Raw genomic sequence first — 18207 nt, forward strand, 5'->3', positions numbered from 1 at the left:
CACGTGGTCGGTGCGGTGCCCGGCCTGCACCGGGCCGCCTTCGGCGGAGAGGCGTGGGTCAGAACCAGTTCGCCGGGTTCGCCTTCGACTCGGCGACGCTCTTCCCCAGATCCTCTGCCTTGTCGCCGACCCAGCCGGCGGCTTCCCCCGCACCCTTCTTGATGTCGTCCCAGTGCTCGACGACCTTGGCGCCGCCGTAGATGAGGCCGGTACCCACCGCGAGGCCGACCGTGATCGGGTTGGGGGCCACCATCGCCGCGGTCAGGGAGGCGTTGAAGCCGACCTCGGCCACGTCGGCGACGTACGCGGCGCCGTTCTTCTTGAAGGCGTCTACGGGGTTGCCCTGCGAGATGACATTGGCTGCGCTGAAGCCGGTGGAGGCGACGCCGCCGACGACCCCGAGCCCGCGCAAGGCGCCGGAAACCTTTGTAGCGCCCCCCAACGCCTTGCTGAAGGACGCGGCTCGGGTGAAACCGAGCCCACGCGCCTTGGAGAAGACGTTGCCCCCGACCTTCAAGAGGTTGGCGTTTCCCGCCCGTGCCACCGCCTGGCCCGAGTGCGTCAGTCCGCCGTAGCGGGCGGCGATCTTGTCCGAACCGACGACGAAGTCGATGACTCCGTTCGCGCCGAGGCCCCGCATGAGAGGGGTGGAACGAAGAGCGTTCCACCCGGTGCCGAGCAGGTCTCCCCGGACGCCCGCGGTCAACGGAACCCGGGAGATGTTCTGGTAGACGGAACTGCGCGACAGCAGGTTGCCGAGCTGCCCTGGTAGCCAGCTTCCCGGGGCACTGAGAGAACGGATCTGCGGGGCCCACCGGATGAGACCGTTGCCGGCCGAGCGGATGAGTCCGGTGTCCGAGCCACGCAGCACCACACCGAGCCGGGTCTTCCAGGTCCGCAGCGCACCTGCCTTCAAGGAGTTGCCGAGCAGCACCTTGGTCATCGACGCGCCCTGAATCGTGACGACCGCGCTGGCGGCGGTGATGGAGCCCCAGTCACCGTAGAGCCCGATCATGGTCGCGATGGTCTCTTCGTGTGGCTGGAGACCGGGGATCCGGGAAATCGCATGCGCCTCAAGGCGCTCGACCCAGTCGGCCAAGGACTCATCAGGCTGCCGCTTGAACTTGTCGGCGTTCGGATCTTTGCTGGCCGCGACGGAGTTGGCCAGCAGAAGTGCGTCGGGCCCCAGCTCTCCGGCCTTGTACTTCTTGATGTCCTCGGGGCTGAACCCGGCCCAGCGCAGGCCGGCCTCGGGGTCGCCGTTCTCCAGCCGAGCGATGGTGGCGCGCTTGCGAAGGTCCGGAGCGGTGTCGGTGACCCACGAACGCAAAGGCTTGAGCGTGGTCAGTTTGCTCGTGACTCCGAGCTGAGACGCTCGCGTGAACGCTTCGTCCAACTTGTCCTGGACTCCGCCGCGGCCGTCCAGGAGCTTCGCGAGCTGGTCAAGGTCGTCCGGATTGGCATTTCTCATGCCCATGCTTCATCCCCCTAAAGCATTTCACCGCTGGCTTGTCGAGGCTGGGGTGGCAGCAGACGCACCACGATACGAGTGTGCCTTACACACATGGCGTCAGCTCTCACGCAGAAGTGCATACGCGAACGCAAGACGCCGGTCGAGCCACGCGGCGCGGATGAGGAACCTGCGATGGCCTTCGGACGTCATCACCAGTTCGCCGTCGGCCTTCCCTCCAGCACACCTGACTTCGATGGCTGGTCACCGCCCTCAGCGCCCATGTCGGACACGGCCTGAACGGCACCGAGTAAGAGTTTTCCGGCGCCGCGTCGGACGATGTCTTTGGGGCTTCCCTCGGCCCACTCCGCACTGCTCACGATGTCCGGGTGGTGGGGCTGATCGATACGCCAGGTCGGCTTCAGCGCGTGCTTGAGAGGCGAAATGCGGCGGATCGTGCCGATGAGCTGCCCTTGTCCGCCGCGGACGCGATGATGGCGTTCACCTCTGATCTCCTCCGGGGCATCGAGGGAACAGAGTGGTTTTCGGCCCTCGGCGTCCTCATACAGGCGAAGGCCGGCGGCCGACGACGAGGCAGTCGGTGCCTTCGGGGGAAAGGGTGTATCCGGGGGAAAGAAAGCGCAGGGAGCGAAGACCCGCTGCATCCCTCCGCCGTGGGGGACCCTGAAGGCACGGTGCCCGAGTGCGGGACTCTTGCGCTGACCGAGGGCGGGCCGCTCCTCGTTGCCAATGGCGAATTCCCACGCGTCGGTCCAGGGGACGGGCGGCACGGGAGGTTCGTCGACGTGCGTGTTCCTACCGAACACCGGTCCTGTCTCCATGATTGATGTGCGTAGGGTCTGCTTGACCCTAGCGGCAACTGGGCGGCGACAGGCGGCCGGGTACCCGGAACATGCGAGCGCTGCGGGCGGCTCGTGCGAGGCGGGCCCTCATGCGAGGCCCTCATGCGAGGCAGGACCTCGTACTCATTGGTCGCTTACGAGTGCGAACGCGAAGGCCAGCCGACGGTCGAGCCAGTCTGCTCGGACGGTGACCTTCTCGCTGCCTTCCGACACCATCACCACCTTGTCGTCCGCCCTCCACTCCAGCGAGCGGGGCTTGGAGCGCTGGTCGCCTCCTTCAGCGCCCAGGTTGGCGATCGCCCCCACGACGCCGAGGGCGAATTTGCCGGCCGCGCGTCCCGCGACTTCCTTGGCGTCGCCGCTCGCCCACTCGTTACGGCCCGCGATTTCCGGATGACCAGGCTGGTCCATGCGCCAGGTGTGCTTGAACGGGCGCTTGGGCGGGACGCGCCGGATCGTCCCGATGACCTGTCCCTGGCGGTCGTGCACTACATGATGCTGTTCACCGTCGACGTCCTTGGGGGAGTCGACGTAGCAGAGAAGACTGCGGCCCTCGATGTCCTCGTACAGCGTGAGTTCAGGGCGAGAGGGCAGACCGGCGTGGTCGGATCTGCCGAGGAAGGCACACGGCGCGAGAACGCGGCTGTCCTTTCCGCCCTTCGGTACGCGCACCGCGCGCGGGCCCCGCACGACTCGCTTGCGCTTGGGCGTCAGTGGCCGCTCGACGGAACCGATGACGAACTCCCGGACAGTCGCCCAGGCGACAGGCTCGACGGGAACCTCCGCATCCGAATTGCCCGACTGCTTACCAAACGCCACCGCTGCCTCCTTGAGGGATCTCCGTCCTGAGACGACCCGAGCCTACCGAGCCTGCCGAGGTGACTGATGGGGCGGCTGGACGGCTCCCTGTGCCTGCTGCCAGTAGTGACTGGGGAACTCGGATACTCGGATTGCCGACTGGATCGGATTCAACGGCTGCGACGTACGACGCGTAGCCCCACCGCGTCCTGCTGATCCACGTCGTCTTCTACTGCCAGATGGATGGGAACGAAGAGAACCATCCAGTAGAAGCCGAACAGCCAACGACCGATGAGCCGGAAGAAGCCGGGGCGTCCGCCGTCGGACATGCGGATCACTCGCAGTCCGGCGAGCAACTTTCCGAGGCTGGCCCGGGCCGCCAGTGTGAGCAGGACGTGGTTGACGAGGGAGAGCCCGAGGGCCGCGCCGAGTGCTGAGCCCCACACTGTGGGGGACTGCGGCCGGAGTTCAACCACTCCGTCGACCACCGTCACGCCGGCCGCGGCTCCGGCTGCGAGGCCGCAGACCAGGGCAACGAGCGCGTCGACGGACGCGGCGGTGATCCGGCGCGCTTGCGAGGGGGCAACGTGGGCGGGTGCGGGAGCTGACTGCTGTTTGGGCATAGTGTTGATATGTATATCCGTCGTGACTGAGATACTGAGCCGAAACTGATTGGTCGCCTGGGCGCCTGGGCGCCTGGTCGTAGGTCGGGTGCGATCGAGGATAGGGACATGCGCCGGTTTTAGTCGGCCGCGCAAAAGGATCTGCGGCTGCGGGTGGTTGCGGCGCTGGAGTCCGGGCGGGCCCTGAGTAGTCACCCCCACACAGCACCACCACGCTCCAGCGCAGACGGAGATGGAGGCGGACCCTAGAAGCGGCGCCTCTGCCCGGCATAGAAGAGGGCGGAACCGGCCGTCAGGAAGAGTCCCGCTGTGATCCCCAAGCCGAGGGCATCGGGCGTTCGGGCACCGGGCAGCGCCTCGATCCACGGGTCGAGCGCTCCCTGCGGATCCTTGAAGAGGACGACGTGCTGTCCCACCTCGAACTGGCCGTAGCAGTTCTGCTGTTCGGACAGATCGTCCACACTCCCCGCCGTGTCGACGACCCGGCAGACGGCCAGCTCGGTGCTCCTCTTCACCCCCTGGCGCTCCCCGGTGTCCGCGACCACGGCGTGGACCCGCTCACCGAACTGCTTGATGTACGTCTCGTAGAACGCGGGCCCGGCGAAGAAAGGGAGCGCCAGCACGGCAACGGACGCGAGCGTCGCGGCACCCGCGCGATGCCAGACACCGCCCGCGACGACAGCAGCGGCGACGGCCACGCCCAGGGTGACGACGACTCCAACCCATATGCCGTAGGGGTACTGGCCCAGGATCCCTACAGCGACACCCGTCACAGGCAGGAGGAGGGCCCACTTCAGCGTGTTGAGCGCGCGACGCGAGGCTGAGGCCGTGGCGGTGCCGTCGGCGGGCGAATCGGTCTGCGCGGCCGGCGACTTCTCGTACGTCTCCATCGTCTCCAACATCTCCCTGCGGATCCGCTCGCCGCGAATCCATGGCTCGCCATCGCTTGCCGACACTAAACGGAACCCAGGAGACGAAGAATGAGTACCCGTACCCATGCGAACTCTCCGCCGCATCGTGCACCCTCTTGACCATGCAGATGTACGCGCAACCGCCCAGCCTGCCTCCGCATCGCCCCGGCAGCCCGGGCGCGATCGTAGTCGCTGTGGCCCTGTGGGGCGCCACTGTGCTCTGCACTCTGTACGTCGTCACCCCATGGGTGCTCGGAACGCTGCGCCTCGCGTTCAACCTGACGCTGGTGGCCTCGGCCGCGATGTTCGGTGTCAGCCTCCACCGTGAGTTCGGCGTCCCGGATCCCCTGCTGGCGCCCATGACTCTCGTCATCAGCGGAGCACTGTGCGCCATCGCCTGCTGCCTCCAGGCGGTACGAGCGCTTCCGCGCAGCCACCGCGCAGCCACCCTGGGCTGCTGCGCACTGTTCGCACCACTCCTGGCGACCCTCTGGATCGCCTGCTCGTGAGCTACCCCCCGACGGCCCCCCTTTTCGGGCGCCTTATTTCATGGGCGTTGGTGCTGTGTGGCCGTCGCTTGAACCAACGCGGTGAGGAAAGCCGCACGGTCACGGGTGGCGATGGTCAGGTGCTCGCCCTGACGAGTGGTGATCACCGCACTTGCCATGCCCATCGGCACCGCCCAGCCACCGCCCACGAGACGCGCGTTGCCCTGGGGCGTGGTCGGCGTTGCTGAGTGTTCGGCAGCCAGGACGGATGCGGGGTCGATGTCCGTAAGAGCGAAACGCTCGCGGCCTACTCGCAGGGTCTGGGAGTCGATCTGGACGCGGTTGAAGATGAACTTTGAGAATGGAACAGCCAGACATGGAAGCAGTACGAGAAGAAACAACGCGGATACGCCGAGCCAGAGGCCGAATTCATCTGGAATCGTATCGATTCCCATGTAGCCGATGCCGACCAGGTAAATCAGGATACATGTGGCCGACCAGATCTTTGGGGTCTTCTCTGCGTACTGCATAGCTCCTCGGTGTTTTGTCTAGAGGAAATTTCCTCAGTAGGTCGGCGCCTCGCAGTGAACCCCTGTGAGGCAAAGATGCAGTCAAGAGCAATGACGGTATCCGCGGGGCGATCGGTTTCGCTACAGCGAAGTTCCTTGCATGGACGGGCGAAAGCGCATGAATCCGGGCAAGTTGAAGGTTCCTGTGGCCCGATTGTGTCTGGGTCCACAGTCTCGCGGTCTGGTGAAACGCCAGGTCTCAACCGCCGATGGCCTGTGTCGCTATCGGCGTGGCCCGGTCGGCGGAAGGCGGTGCCACGGCCGCGGCATGGGGATACTGTGAAGCTGTGTGGGTGAAACGCTCTTTGCATCTCTGTACAGCAACGCAGCCTTCTAACCTGCTGTGATCGGGGGATCACAGCTACCAGGAGTTGCCTTGCTGCGCAGGAAGACCGCGGTGCGAGTTGCCGTTTCCGTCGCTGTACTCGCTCTTTCGCTGACCGCGTGCGGTGGCGGGTATGACGGCGCGGACGCCAAGCCGAAGCAATCGGAGTCCCAGTCGGAGGCCGCGGCGTCCGGGTCCCCGGCTGCCGAGGCTGCCTCCGGTGGCGCTCGTGACACCGGTCAGAGCGCCACAGGCAAGGTCGAGGAGGGTGACGTCGAGGTCACTTACGACGTCACGGCGCAGAAGGTCGACATCAGCACCGAGGCCGAGGCCCAGGCGCTGGTGCAGGGCAAGGCGGACGCCAAGGGGATGGTTCTTGCGGTCGCCCATGTGAAGTTCACGCACAAGGCCGGCAAGCCTCTGACGGATTCCTCCGACGCGAACGACGGCACCACGATCTGGGCCGGCGGAAAGCGCGGAGTGCTGCTCATCGGTGCCTCTGACGAGGCGCCCGGCTGCGAGGACCCGTACGACATCGAGAGCTGGAAGCAGGGTGAGAGCCATGTCCTGTGCGAGTCCTACCTGATCCCCGCGAACTCGAAGTCGGTTGAGGTGCGTTGGTCGGAGGAGGACGGGGAGCCGTACGTCTGGACATTCCCCGGTAAGTAGGACTTCGGCGTTGTGATGTGCACCGCCCAGCGAGTATCGACCGCTTCGTTGGCCTTCTGCCGGTCGGGTACGTTGCGGCAGACGTCGTTGGCTCGGACATCCCCACGTTCCTCGAATGTTCCGAGGAGATAGGCGATGAGCAGGGCGACAGCGGCAGCCGCGGCCACGCCGCTGTAGACGAGGTATTTCCGGAGTGATCTGCCTTGCCTTGACTTGTCGCCCTCGTCTCCCATCGACCATTCAAGTGGCTGGGTGGCGAAGGGTGAGGCTTCCTACGCCAACTCAACAAATGGTGGGGCATACACCTGCTATTCTCATTACAGTAATGCATAAATGTGTCCACGGTGATGGGGGTTGATGGTTGATCTCCCTCGGGTGGGGCATTACTCCGGGCGCACGCGGGCCCGGAGTAATGCCCCATTAGGGCCGGAAGGGGAGAGGGTGAACTTTTGGGGTGCTCGGGCCGCGTCGTTTGCGGTGTCACTCGGGCTTGGCTTGTTGCTTGGCCTGATAGGGCCTACCGCTGAGCATTGGGGCGGCCGTCCAGGTGCGGCCATGGGCGCCGTTTTCACCGGTGGGTGGCCGTGGGCCTGTTACGCGTTTCTGGTGGGTTATTTCCGCCGGTCCAAAATCGAATCGGTTGTTCTGGCGCCTCTGGGGCTGGCTATCGGTGTCGTGACCTACTACCTGGCTAAGGGAAACCTGGCCTCCCTGGGTGGACTGGATTCCGCAGGTGCGGGATCATCCGGAATTGCCCTCTGGGGTGTGCTGGCATTCCTCTTCGGAGCACCCCTTGGGCTCCTGGGGAACGTCGCACAGGTGCCGGGTATCGGCGGCCTGTTCTTCCGGCTGCTTGTTCCCCTGGTGGCTTACTATGAGACTTCCATGCGTCTGGAGATGGAGTCGCGCGGGCCGAGTCAGGTTGTTCTGGGTACCTGGACCACCGTTCGGTTCACGGCTATTGCCGTTGCGGTCGCTCTGGTGGGCCACACGGTCTGGGGTTGGTGGAGGTCTCGCCGTATTCGTTCCGCCGGGGTGGGCGTTGGCTAGGGGGTGTCCTGGGACAACCCTTAGGCACTGAGAATTTTCAGCGAGGCCCCTGACCGGGTGACGTCGGTGGGGTGCGCAACGCACGAGGCTCCCGTGCCGTTGGTGGAGGTGTTCGAAGTCTCAACCCACAGGCGCAGGAGTCCTGTTGGGCCCTTGTTCTGCCGCACTCGACCTGACCCATGCCCTGGTCGAGTGGGTGATCATGCTCATCATCGCCCGCGAGGGTGACCGCCGATGCAAGCTCCCGCCGTACCAACGTGTCCTGGTCGGCCAGTTGCCGTGGATCTCGCCCGCGGTGCCCGGCCGTGCACATGACGTCAGCCGGGAAGTTGGAGGTCCGTGCAGTGGTGGCGTTTTGCTGACGCTTGAGCGAAACCGGTGAGCAGGTCCTCGACCAGGTCCCGCGGCGCGGCAGCGCCGGGCTGCACGTACACGTCGAGCGTGAACAGTGCCCGAGCGCTGAAACCGGGGCACTTGGCACTCGCCCACGTGCCCGAGTCATCGCTTCCTGCCGTCCGGTTGTACTGCTGGCCGTCCTTTTCCTCATCCGACGCCGAACGAAGCCTTTGTGCGAACGGACCGAACCAGGCATCGAGGCTGTAGCGGGCCTCACCGTGCACCTTGCCCGCACCCAACAGGCAGGTCTCCACCGGGGCCATGCTGGACGTCTTCGTTTCCTCGATCGGCCGTGCCAGATCGGCACGGCCACGCAGCGGCACACCCTGGCAGGTCCCCTCGGCGGCGCCTGTTCCTGACGGCTTGGGCGCTGCCGGGAGATCCGGGATCCGACCGCCGCGGTCCGCATCGCAGGACCACCGGCGGGCTGCGTTCACCGCGGTGGAGGTGACCAGTTCGGCGATCTTGCGAACTCTGTCCAAAGACGGGTCGTCGGAGACGATCTGCCGCGCGGAGACGGCCACAGAGGCGTCCTGGTTGCGGCAGGGGAGCACCACGGAGGTGGTGTTCAGATCCGTAAAACCGCGCCAACCACCGCCGAGGGGAGTGGGCGGAGTATCCGTCTGCTGCGGCTGGATCTCGGTGAATATGCTCGGGCCGAACTCGTCGGCACCGAGGGCCCGACCTGGAATCCGGCCGAGGGTGAGGTTGAGGTTTGCGACACGGCAGATGTCGTAGTCGAGGCCGGCGCCGAAGCTTGGGTTGGTGTAATCCAGGTCCGCCGTGTCCAAGCCGGTGAACACGGCGGACTCGTCGTACGGGATCAGTCCCTTGCAGTAGCCGGCGAGCTTGTCCTCATACCGCCACCCCCTGGCAGTGTCACTCAGGCGGTACCACGCAAAGCCCGCCGCGCAGGCAAGCGCCAGCGGCAACGCCACGTACAGCGCCAGCCGGCGCATCCTCCGCATCGGTTCTCGTGCCCCTCCTCCTGGCCGCCCCCGTCCCGGGGCGCCGTACCTGGCTGCCCGCCAGGCCGAGATCCAATGGCCAACGGCCCTGGCGTACGGCAGGTTCAAGGATTGGTTTTCAGCGGTTGACCGACTGGATTTCCTCGACCGTGATGTTCTGGGTGGCCTCGATCGTGCCGTTGGGCATGCCGACTGGTTCGGCCTGGCCCGTGCCCGTCCAGCTGATCTCCCAGGTGAGGGATGCCTTGAGGGGGAACGTCTCGCCCCCGGAGCTGCGGCGGTAGACGATGCCGCAGGGCGGGGTCTCCTTGGCCTTCCCCTTGGCGTAGGGCTCGCCGATCTTGCCGTCGACGATGGGGCATCCGCCGTCGGTGGGGATCGTCGTGGCGTCCGTGGTGCCCGGGTTGAGGGTGAGGGATTTGGGGGTCGCGGTCGTGGTCGCCTCGATGTTGAACCCGGGGGCGTTGACCGTCGCCGTCGCCTGGACCTCGTCGAATACGGCTTCGTCGAGCCAGGCCCAGGTCGGCAGGTTCACCTTGGCGATGGCCTCGGGCGCGAGTGTCACCTTGGTGCCGGGCAGTTCCATGTGCTGGTACGCGAGAGCCGAGAGCATCTTCGGAGTGATGGCCTCTTCGTGCTGGGGCGGTGGGGGCTCACCGTTGTCGACCCAGAAGGGCAGGTCGGAGCAGGCGGTCCGCTTGAGGTAGTCCGGCTCGTTGGGGTTCTCGACACTGGCCCAGAACATCCCCTTGCCGTCCTTGTCGACGTTGTAGTCCTTGTAGCCGGGGGTGTCGGTCCAGCCGAAGTCGCTCTCGTAGTGGCGCTCCACCTCGCTGAGCGCCGAGCCCGCGGTACCGGCCATGCCGGGCCCGTTCATCGCTCTTTTGAGGTTCGCGGACATCTCTTTCTTGAAGTCCTTGGCGCCCTTGTAGGGGGCGTACCAGCAGGGCGGAGGGGTCCAGTTGACGTCGGCGGACGCAACGTTTCCGGCGTTGCCGTTCTTGGTGACGGCTCCGGAGTACTGGACGCTGGCGGCGGCGTAGATGCCGGTGTCGTCCTTACCGCCCTGTTGGTCGCTGCTGGCACCGGTGCCATCGCGCGGCCCTCCCGCCGCGTGGGCCGGTGCCGCGAGGATGAGAGTGCCGAGGGCCAGCGTCAGGGCCACTGAGTTGATGCTGACGGACGTACGCCGTGCTGCGTTCACTGGCACTTCCTCGCCTCCTCCTCGACGAACACCTTGGACGCTTGCCACAAGCTGTCGCTCGTGGGGTACTTGACCATGATGATCTTGAAGTAGCTGAAGTCCTCAAGGCTGGGTTTGGTCTTCAGGACCTTCCCCGTCTTGACTTCTTTGGCGTAAAACTTGCTCGAATCCGAGCAGAACGCGACTTCCACGGAGTTGCCGTTCGTGGTGGAGCGTGTGGTGGCGTCGTAGTGACGGCGGGTGCCGGTGGCGGTCCAGCCGCCCTTCACCCATTCCTTGGTCTGGACTTTCGCGTAGTGGAGGCCGTCGCCGGTGGAGTAGGCAGTGACGGCCGCATCCTTGGCCGTGCGCTTGCCGACGCCCCGGTACATGGCGCGGAGGTAGTTGGCGGCGTCGTCCATTGCCGCCGCCTCGTTCTTGGCCTTGGGCTTGTCCCAGTCGAAGACCAGGTCCAGGTTCATGTCCTTGGGCAGGGACACGTCCACGCCGTCCGGCTTGTCCTTCGCCGCTCCTGCGGGCTCTGCCGACTTCTCCGGCTTCTCCGTGGTCTGGTCGGCGCCGGCGATCTTGTCGTTGTCGCTGGACTTGTCGTCCCCGCTGCTGCCGCACGCCGTCAGCAGTAGGGCTGCGGTCGCGGCGAGCGCGGTAGCAACGGGCAAAGTGCGGCGCTTCACAGTGAACCCCCGTGAGATTTAGAAGCATTCAAGAGCTACGAAGGTATCCGTGGGGCGAACGGTTTCGCTACAGCGAACTTCCCTTGCATGGCCGGTCGGACAGGGAGGAATCGGGGCAAGCCGATGGCCCTTGTGGCCTGATCGTGTCTGAGTGCACAGCGGCCCCGGATACGCCCCGGACATGCCTCGGGCCCCGGACGCCGACGCGCGTCCGGGGCCCGAGGGGGTCCTTATAGTTCTGCTTCGCCGTGCGGGGCTCCGGCGTCCGGCAGCGTGGGCATCTGCATGGCGGATACGCCGACGTTTGTGGCAGCGGGCCGCCCTGGACGAGGGTCCGGACTTCGAACCTGTTCCGCTCTCTCCTCGAAGGTTCCGAGCAGGTAGGCAATAAGTAGAGCAATGGTCCCAGGCGCGATCACAGCTCCAAAAGTGAGAGGTTTATGGGCATGTCAGCGTTTAGTGGGTTCCGTCAAGTTTGATCACCTATTCGCCATTGAAGGGGCTGGAGGGCTTCTCAGCGGTTTCGCTTCTCGCTATCAGCGCATTGGCGTCGTGGAGCCTTTGCCTGCCTGCTCGTCAGCTTTGGACTCGGCCCCCTCGTCGCCGGTGGCGGCCTTGACGGACTTCTGGGTGGTGAGGATGGCTGATTGCTTGACCTACCCCAGGCCCGTCACGATCGGTGACCGGCCATAAGGCAGCCACTGCCGCACCCTCACTAAATTCGAAGACCCAGTGGAATACGCAGGCTGGTAATCACCGACGCCGATGCCAAGCGTCCCCCGCTCCTCGCTCGCCGTTGCATGCAGTGGGTAGTCTGACTGGAACGAAGGCCGGTTGAAGCTGAGGGGGAGTGGTCATGGGCGGCGCGGACGGTTCTGGAGCGGGCCCAGCGACAGCTTCGTACGGGCGGGCGGTTATATACCAGGAGAAGCTACCGAGGCGCTGGACGATCGCTACCACGGTGGTTCTTGCCGTCTGGGTCGCCTATCAGGGCAGTGTCCTTCTTCCCGACGACAGCACGGTCTGGTTCGTCATTGTCGGTGCCTCGACGCTTCTGGGGCTCGTCTTCAACGCTGTGCCGCTCTCCAAACGTATCTACCACCGAATCCGCGTTCGGGACGGGCAGCTGACCGTGGGACGGGCGACGATCGCGGTGGAGTCGTTGACCGTCGTCTCACTTCGGGAGGCTCGTGAGCAGCCCACAGATGCGGAGTTCGCCGCGTCTCTGGCCTCGCGGTCGCGTGAGGAGCTCGCGGAGTTGCGGCGGACGAGCCGTGCGACCGAGCCGCCACGGATCATGGGGGGAGGATGGTCCGTGCCGATGGGTATGGCCCAGATCGTGGTCGAGACCGTCCAGGGTGAGTCGCTGCTGATCGCCACCCACGACCGCGAGGCACTGCTGGACGCACTGACGCGAGCCCGCCAGATCTAGTTGCCGGAGCCCGTCGGCTCCGAGGTCCAACCGCGGCCACGATACGGTGTTCGCGAGCCTGTGCTGCTTCCTCCTCGGGAAGGGGCCGACGTTGATCACCTGAGGGAGATTCGTGGCGGGCAAGCCGAACAGAGTGGTGAACCCACAAGACCTCGAGCAGCTCGCCAAGTTGCTCGACGGGCGGGGAGGAATGGGGGACAGGCTCGACGAGGCGTTCACGCGGGCCTCGGCACTCGGGGTGTCGGACAAACTGAGCGCGCTACGGCCCATGCGTCCCTGGATATCGGATACCGCGCCCGAACTCCGCAGTAAAGCAGGGTATGCCCGCCTGGAGAACGGCGATCCGCTGGCCGGATTGCTACTCGCCGGGTTTACCCCCGAGCAACTCAAGAACAAGGACCTGCCACCGGACATCCTGTTGGTCGCTAATGCGACCGCGTCCAACAGCGAAGTCGAAGATGACTGGCTCAAGAAAAAGGATGGCGAGACCCTCGACGACTGGCTCGTCAGGGTGCAGGGCGACGCCGTCACCCAGCTCACCGGCAACGAGAAGCTGGGCAAGGCGGTCGCGACGTACATCGAGGGGGCCGCCAACCTGTCGGCGTTTTTCACATCGTCGACCACGGCGCTGCTGGGCGGCAAGTCGCTCATCTCGTACTTCAAGGCCTCCAAAGTACTCAACGCGCCGGGCACCTTCACTGCCCGCCTGATCAACGGCCACTGGGACAAGCTGTCCAGGATTCCCCGGGCCGGGAGCTGGCTGACCCGGGTGCCGGTCAGCGCGCTCGCCGGCTCCGACGAGGCGGCGATGCTCGCCGGCTACATGCGCAACGGCGCCCTCTACCTGCCCACCGCCACCGAGGCCAACCTGCTCAGCGTCGCCCAACGCGGTGGTCTCGGCAACGCGGCCAAGGCAGCCGGATGGATGCGAGGCCTCGGCATTGTCGGTTCCGCCGGAGCCACCGTCTGGGGCGTTGCCAACCTGGCGACCATGGATCACGGCAAGGCGTGGAAGGAGGACAAGGCCAAATACCTCTCCAACTGGACTGGTACGGCCTTCAACGCCTCGCTCACCGCCGCCATGGTCGCCCCCAACCCGGTTACCGTCGGCCTCGCCGTCGGCACCGGAGTCGCCTATGCCGGAACGTTGGTCTGGGACAACTGGGACAGCATCAGCAAGGGTGCGGAGGAAGCCACGGACTGGGTCGGCGACAAGGCCGACCAGGCCGGCGAGGCCATTTCCGACGGCGCCAAGGAACTCGGCAGCGCCCTCAACCCGTTCGACTGATCCCGGCCATGGCACATCCGCGCCGAGCGGCGCGAGGGGAAGGAAGCATGCAGCAACACACGTACACCCTCGACCACTGGGAGGACCGTTCAGGTCATCGGCTGACCTGGAAGTTCGGGTATCGGGGCACGGCAGGAGAGTTCGGGCGGATCGAGGTGGTCTACCCGGCACGTCGGCACGGCGACTGTCACGTCACCGAGGTCAGTGGGGACACCGTCCCCGCCACCGCCTTCTCCGGCTGGGCCTACGGACGAAAGCCCTCGCTCCATATGGGGCAGCTCAGCGTCGGTCGGGAAGGAATCCGCCTCAAACGCAACCGCTGGGCACAGACCAGAGCCGGACGGGCCCTGCGGATGCAGATTGCCGGACGGGAGTATCGCTACCGCGCGACCAGCGCACGGCATCACGACCGCGCCCTGATCCGGAACGGGGTGGAGATCCGGATCAGTCGGCACGGCAGGGGTGCACGGAAGAAGGTCACTTTCACCGTCCTGGGTCCGGCCGACGCCACTGACCTCGCCCTGGCCGCCGTGATGTGCGGCGTCAACACTCGCAACCTCACCCGGGGTGGAGCCGTTCGCGCCTTCTTCAACAGGTCGCTGAACTGGCTGGAGGTATCTCAGTGACTCCCAAGAACTCCCTGAGCCATCGCCGTCCGGTCCTTCCGCCGACGAAAGCGACACACCATGCCCTCGTTTGACAGCACCCGGGGCCGGTTCCGCCTCGCTGAAGGTCACCTGGCCGTCCTCGGCCATCGCATCGAAGGGGAGGATGTGCCCTCGGAGCTGGCCGAGGCCGACCGCGAACTGCGCGAGGCCGGCCTGACCGACCAGGCGGGAAACCTCGAATTCTCGCTCAGCCCGCTGGTCAGTACCCTGCGGGCCCCCACCGTCGTCCTCCACGTGGAGGCGCTCGGTGAGCACGGCACCCTTCACCACGGCGTGACCATCGGTGACGGCTACGTCTACTCCCATGAGTCCTGGCCGGGCTCCGTGGAGTCGGAGTACGTCCGGCTGGAGCCGAACATGCTCGTCTGGGCGCTGGCGCGGATGGTCAACCTCCAGGGAGAGGACACCTCGGAGGTCGCCACACCCGTGATCGAGGCCACCATGGCCGTCCTGGACGCGGGGCTCGACACCCTGGAGAGCCTCCATGACTTGACGGCGGAGGAGGGCGTCGACCGGATAGCCGAGGCGCTGAAAGGTGCCGGGCTCACTCGGAAGTCACAGCTCAGCACGCTTGCCAAGCTGATTGCCGGGATGCGTTCCAGTTGGCGGATGACCGCTGCATGGCAGGGACACAATGAGGGGGAGCCGGCCCTACAGGTGCGCGGATTCGCGGTGTGGGACTGCGGACCTCTCGGCTACTGGCATCGTGAGCTGCCCGCCGAGCCGATCCTGCCCGGCCAGGTGGATGACACCACTCCGCTCAAGCTGGTCCGGGCCGATGCCAAGGAGGTCTGGCGTCTGATCACCGATCTGCTCCCGGCCGGAGAGGAGTTTGCGACGGCGCCACACGCGGGATGAGAGGGCCCTGCCCCGGTTGGTGCCCCTGCCGTCGCCGCCGCCTCCGCCGTGCTGGGTTCACTGGCACTTCGCCGCCGCCTCCTCCTCGACGAACACCTTGGATGCCTGCCACAGGCTGTCGCTCGTCCCCGGACGCCGACGCGCGTCCGGGGCCCGAGGGGGTCCTTAGTTCTGCTTCGCCGTGCGGGGTTCCGGCGTTCGGCAGCGTGGGCATCTGCATGGCGGATACGCCGACGTTTGCGGCAACGGATCGACTCCTCCGCCGGTCCGGACCTCGAGCCTGTTCCGTTCCCTGGTCACGGTGCCCTGTGCGTCGACCGTGTAGATCCGCAGGGTGAGGCGGGAGTGGCGGCGAGAGGCTTCCGGGAGTTCCAGTACGTCTGTCGCGGGCGGGTAGTGCTCTGCGCACTCGGGGCATGCGTAGACGTTGAAGCCGGGGCCCGTTGCCGCGTGTACCTCGTGGACCAGTACCGGCTGGGCTGTCACGCGGTGGCAGCGGGCGCACATCCGCACCGCGGGGCGCGTCATCGGGCGGTCACCGGGACGCCGTGGATGCGGTTCGGGCCGACGTCGATGCCGACCGTTGCGAGGTAGAGGGCCCGGCGGCGTTCGCGTTGGCGGCGGTGTTCGGATGCGCGGCTCCGGAAGAGCGCGTCGCAGCGGGGCGGTGGGGTCGGAATGAACCGGAGCGGTGGGAGTGCCCCCAGGCGGTGGCGACCCCGAGGGCGAGGGGTGCAGATGTTCAGCACCCAGGTGAAGAGGCGGATAGTAAGGTCCAGCACGTTGACGCTCCTTATCAGCGTTGGCCACGCCCCGGGACGGTTACCGCCGTCGCCGGGGTATTTCATGGCGTGAGCCTACATTGCTGCGCATGTCAGTGCATAGCAGTCTGCAGCTCTGAGGCTATTGCTGCAGCTCAGTGCTGTTTTACGGTGGTAGGCATGGCAGGAGAAACAGGCGATTCGCCGATCGACCCCAATAAGATCGCGTACGTCTATATGCAGGTGGCCGACCACATTGCTGCCCGGATCGCGTCGGGTGAGCTGCGGCCGGGAGCTCGGCTGGCCGGGGAGCGGGACCTCGGTACGGAGTACGGGGTCGCCTACCTGACCGCCCGCCGAGCCGTCCGCGAACTCCGCGAACGCGGACTCGTCGTCACCCTTCCCGCGAAGGGCACCTTCGTCGCGTACCCCGAGACGGACGAAACCGGCCCGACCGGCGAGCCGACGGGCGGCGGCCAGGAGTAATAGGCGCCCGGTCGCCACGGAGACGGGGCGCCGTCGCCGCCCGCACTGTTGGCGTTCGCCGCCCGTGGGCACAAAACAGGCATGCCATGCTGCCTCTCCGCTCCTCACGACGTCCTGCGATCCGCCGCGACCCTCGCCCCCGCCTTACTCCGAGCCCTTCACTCCGCTGCCCGTCGCGGTGCGGCGCAGGCGCTCCACCCCCGAGACCCGGACGCCGTCTCCGCCGTCAATCTGGAACTGGTCACCCTCACCGAGGACCGGGCCGTCATCACCTGGCACACCGGGGTGGAGGGCAGCGACGACGGGTTCGGGCGCATGTTTCCCGCCGTGACCGAGGGCGAGGTCGTCTACGGCACCCATCCCGCCCGGCTGAACCGGACCGCGTCCGAGGGTCGCCCCACCGCCCACCACTATGTGGAGCTGGCCGATCTGGAACCCGGTCAGACGTACTACTACCAGGCCCGTTCCCGGGGCTCGGCGGCCACGCCCACGCCGTTGCACCTGGTGAAGGGCAATGCTGTCGGAACCTCCCTCTACGGGTTCGGCTCCCACGGCGGCCCGTACTCCTTCACGACGCCGCAACCGCCGCCCGGCCGACATCTGTTGTCGATCGCGCTCTGCAACGACCTGCATCTCGGTGAGACCACCGCTGGGCTGGTGTCAGGGGTGCCGTTGATGCGCGGCATCTCGCAACGGCTCGGGCTCGCCCCGTATCCGGAGATCATGGGCAACGCGTTGGTGGAGGAGGCGCACCGGCGTGGCGCCCGCCACCTGCTGGCTGCGGGGGACATATCGGCCGGCGGGGCACCGCGGGACCTGACGGAGGCCAGACGGCTCCTGGACGGGTTCGGCGCGCACGGGCAGGACTACTTCGTGGTCCGCGGGAACCACGACCGTCGCGGGCAGGGCATATCAGGGCAGCGCGGCCAGCACGGGCCCGTCGGCGGCGGGGACAGCTTCTTGGACGCCTTTCCCGTCGGCGACGGGCCGGGCGGGGCATGTGGCGACGGGTCCTCGTACTTCGCCCGGGACCTCGGCGGCCTGCGGGTCATCGGACTCGACACGTACGAGAAGAAGGGGAACGGGGCCAACTCGGGCGGGCTCTCCGACGAGCAACTCTACTGGTTTCGAGCCGAGTTGAGAGAGGGCAAGGACCAGCCCACCATGGTCTTCGGGCACCATCCGCTGACCGTACGCAACTCGCCGTTCCCCGTGACCAGCGGGCAACGCCTGAACCGCCGCCAGGCCCGCACGATCCTCGACGCGTACGCCGCAGCCCCCGGCGTCTTCCTCCACCACGCGGGCCACACCCACCGCAACAAACGCACCGTCCTCCCGCAGGCGCGGCACGTCACGTTGCAGGAGGTGGGCGCCGTGAAGGAGTACCCCGGCGGGTTCTGTCTGCTGCGGATCCACACGGGTGGCTATGCCCTCAACTACTACAAGACCAGCAGCGGCCCGGCGCGGGAATGGAGCGAGCGCAGCAGGCGCGTGGCGGCGGGCCTGTGGCCGCAGTACGCGCTGGGCCGCTCGGTCCGCGACCGCAACAGCATGGTCGTACGTGACCTTTCAGGCATCACGCCGGGGACGCGCCGGCCCGCGTGCCGCAGCGCTGCCTGATGCGTATGACGTCCTGCTGGAGCGGAAGCCGCGGGAAGAGCAGGCAGTGATCTTCCTCGTGGAACCGAAGGCTGCTCCGACGTGGCCTGCGGCCAGTCATGATGCC

Annotated in this window: 19 protein-coding genes and 1 pseudogene; 10 read left to right on the forward strand and 10 right to left on the reverse strand. The window is 66.5% G+C overall.

Features of this window, described 5'->3' with window-relative positions:
* Positions 1-58: 58 nt before the first annotated feature.
* From AB0D14_RS05150 to AB0D14_RS05170, 5 genes are all read right to left on the reverse strand, one after another.
* Positions 59-1471 carry a PE-PGRS family protein gene (locus AB0D14_RS05150; protein ID WP_362774917.1) on the reverse strand — a complete coding sequence of 471 codons (1413 nt, stop codon included), beginning with the start codon at positions 1469-1471 and terminating at the stop codon, positions 59-61.
* Positions 1472-1662: 191 nt separating this feature from the next.
* A complete protein-coding gene (locus AB0D14_RS05155; RefSeq protein ID WP_362774920.1) occupies positions 1663-2115 on the reverse strand; it encodes a hypothetical protein in 453 nt (150 codons plus the stop codon).
* Positions 2116-2436: 321 nt separating this feature from the next.
* Complete coding sequence (locus tag AB0D14_RS05160; protein ID WP_362774923.1) at positions 2437-3132, reverse strand: hypothetical protein; 696 nt, start codon at positions 3130-3132, stop codon at positions 2437-2439.
* A gap of 149 nt (positions 3133-3281) precedes the next feature.
* Positions 3282-3734 (reverse strand): RDD family protein, encoded by a 453-nt coding sequence (locus AB0D14_RS05165; RefSeq protein ID WP_362774926.1) that lies wholly within the window; start codon positions 3732-3734, stop codon positions 3282-3284.
* Between the two features lie 245 nt (positions 3735-3979).
* Positions 3980-4636, reverse strand: coding sequence for a hypothetical protein (locus AB0D14_RS05170; RefSeq protein WP_362774929.1), 657 nt, complete (start codon positions 4634-4636; stop codon positions 3980-3982).
* Between the two features lie 131 nt (positions 4637-4767).
* Here AB0D14_RS05170 and AB0D14_RS05175 point away from each other — a divergent pair, with 131 nt between their 5' ends.
* Positions 4768-5154 carry a hypothetical protein gene (locus tag AB0D14_RS05175; RefSeq protein ID WP_362774932.1) on the forward strand — a complete coding sequence of 129 codons (387 nt, stop codon included), beginning with the start codon at positions 4768-4770 and terminating at the stop codon, positions 5152-5154.
* Positions 5155-5192: 38 nt separating this feature from the next.
* Here AB0D14_RS05175 and AB0D14_RS05180 read toward each other — a convergent pair whose 3' ends face one another.
* Positions 5193-5663, reverse strand: a complete 471-nt coding sequence (locus AB0D14_RS05180) for a hypothetical protein (protein WP_362774935.1) — start codon at positions 5661-5663, stop codon at positions 5193-5195.
* A 415-nt stretch (positions 5664-6078) separates the two neighbouring features.
* Between AB0D14_RS05180 and AB0D14_RS05185 the strand changes: the two genes are divergently transcribed.
* The 3 genes and pseudogenes from AB0D14_RS05185 to AB0D14_RS05195 form a co-directional block, all read left to right on the forward strand.
* Positions 6079-6696, forward strand: a complete 618-nt coding sequence (locus AB0D14_RS05185) for a hypothetical protein (protein WP_362774938.1) — start codon at positions 6079-6081, stop codon at positions 6694-6696.
* A 555-nt stretch (positions 6697-7251) separates the two neighbouring features.
* Complete coding sequence (locus AB0D14_RS05190; protein WP_362774941.1) at positions 7252-7746, forward strand: hypothetical protein; 495 nt, start codon at positions 7252-7254, stop codon at positions 7744-7746.
* 145 nt (positions 7747-7891) lie between these two features.
* Positions 7892-8014 (forward strand): annotated as a pseudogene (locus AB0D14_RS05195) (IS5/IS1182 family transposase); the annotation flags it as partial.
* A 49-nt stretch (positions 8015-8063) separates the two neighbouring features.
* Here AB0D14_RS05195 and AB0D14_RS05200 read toward each other — a convergent pair.
* The 3 genes from AB0D14_RS05200 to AB0D14_RS05210 form a co-directional block, all read right to left on the reverse strand.
* A complete protein-coding gene (locus AB0D14_RS05200) occupies positions 8064-9101 on the reverse strand; it encodes a hypothetical protein (protein WP_362774944.1) in 1038 nt (345 codons plus the stop codon).
* A gap of 127 nt (positions 9102-9228) precedes the next feature.
* Positions 9229-10320 (reverse strand): hypothetical protein, encoded by a 1092-nt coding sequence (locus AB0D14_RS05205; protein WP_362774947.1) that lies wholly within the window; start codon positions 10318-10320, stop codon positions 9229-9231.
* Positions 10311-10988 (reverse strand): hypothetical protein, encoded by a 678-nt coding sequence (locus tag AB0D14_RS05210; RefSeq protein WP_362774950.1) that lies wholly within the window; start codon positions 10986-10988, stop codon positions 10311-10313. Before AB0D14_RS05210 ends, AB0D14_RS05205 begins: the two co-directional genes overlap by 10 nt.
* Before the next feature lie 856 nt (positions 10989-11844).
* Between AB0D14_RS05210 and AB0D14_RS05215 the strand changes: the two genes are divergently transcribed.
* From AB0D14_RS05215 to AB0D14_RS05230, 4 genes are all read left to right on the forward strand, one after another.
* Complete coding sequence (locus AB0D14_RS05215; RefSeq protein ID WP_362774953.1) at positions 11845-12420, forward strand: hypothetical protein; 576 nt, start codon at positions 11845-11847, stop codon at positions 12418-12420.
* Between the two features lie 112 nt (positions 12421-12532).
* The gene (locus tag AB0D14_RS05220; protein ID WP_362774956.1) at positions 12533-13708 is read left to right on the forward strand and encodes a hypothetical protein; all 1176 of its coding nucleotides are present in this window, start codon (positions 12533-12535) and stop codon (positions 13706-13708) included.
* A gap of 47 nt (positions 13709-13755) precedes the next feature.
* On the forward strand, positions 13756-14334 hold the full coding sequence (locus tag AB0D14_RS05225) for a hypothetical protein (RefSeq protein ID WP_362774959.1): 579 nt from the start codon (positions 13756-13758) through the stop codon (positions 14332-14334).
* Positions 14335-14394: 60 nt separating this feature from the next.
* Positions 14395-15234, forward strand: coding sequence for a hypothetical protein (locus AB0D14_RS05230; RefSeq protein ID WP_362774962.1), 840 nt, complete (start codon positions 14395-14397; stop codon positions 15232-15234).
* 524 nt (positions 15235-15758) lie between these two features.
* Here the strand turns inward: AB0D14_RS05230 and AB0D14_RS05235 are convergent.
* Entirely contained in the window at positions 15759-16016 is a 258-nt protein-coding gene (locus AB0D14_RS05235) for a hypothetical protein (RefSeq protein ID WP_362774965.1), read from the reverse strand.
* A gap of 159 nt (positions 16017-16175) precedes the next feature.
* Here AB0D14_RS05235 and AB0D14_RS05240 point away from each other — a divergent pair, with 159 nt between their 5' ends.
* The gene (locus AB0D14_RS05240) at positions 16176-16481 is read left to right on the forward strand and encodes a winged helix-turn-helix domain-containing protein (RefSeq protein ID WP_362774968.1); all 306 of its coding nucleotides are present in this window, start codon (positions 16176-16178) and stop codon (positions 16479-16481) included.
* Between the two features lie 81 nt (positions 16482-16562).
* Positions 16563-18101, forward strand: a complete 1539-nt coding sequence (locus AB0D14_RS05245; RefSeq protein ID WP_362774971.1) for a metallophosphoesterase family protein — start codon at positions 16563-16565, stop codon at positions 18099-18101.
* Positions 18102-18207: the final 106 nt, after the last annotated feature.

Source organism: Streptomyces sp. NPDC048484, assembly GCF_040651415.1.
Lineage (GTDB): Bacteria > Actinomycetota > Actinomycetes > Streptomycetales > Streptomycetaceae > Streptomyces.